The sequence below is a fragment of the Streptomyces sp. AC555_RSS877 genome (assembly GCF_019049245.1).
GTDB lineage: Bacteria > Actinomycetota > Actinomycetes > Streptomycetales > Streptomycetaceae > Streptomyces.
On the sequence record NZ_JAGMUK010000140.1, the window covers coordinates 1 to 302 of the forward strand.

The following is a 302-nucleotide window of genomic DNA, read 5'->3' on the forward strand; positions in this document are numbered from 1 at the left end:
CAGCTCGCCAAGCACCTCGGCGCCACGGTGGCGACGACCGCGAACACCAGGTCCGAGGAGTTGGTCAGGAGCCTCGGCGCCGACATCGTCGTCGACTACACCAAGGAAGACTTCTCCAAGGTGCTGTCCGGCTACGACCTGGTGCTGGACTCCCTGGGCGGAGCGAACCTCGAGAAGTCACTGACCGTACTGAAGCCCGGCGGCCTGGCCATCAGTGTCGTCGGCCCGCCCGACGCCGGCTTCGCCAAGCAGCTCGGCGCCCCCTCCGTCCTGGGCCTGATCATGAACACCCTCAGCCGCAA

1 protein-coding gene is annotated in these 302 nt (G+C 67.2%); it reads left to right on the forward strand.

Annotated features, from left to right (window positions below; genetic code table 11):
• The coding region (locus KUM49_RS37760; protein ID WP_217241490.1) for a zinc-binding dehydrogenase at positions 1-302 on the forward strand (302 nt) is incomplete at both ends.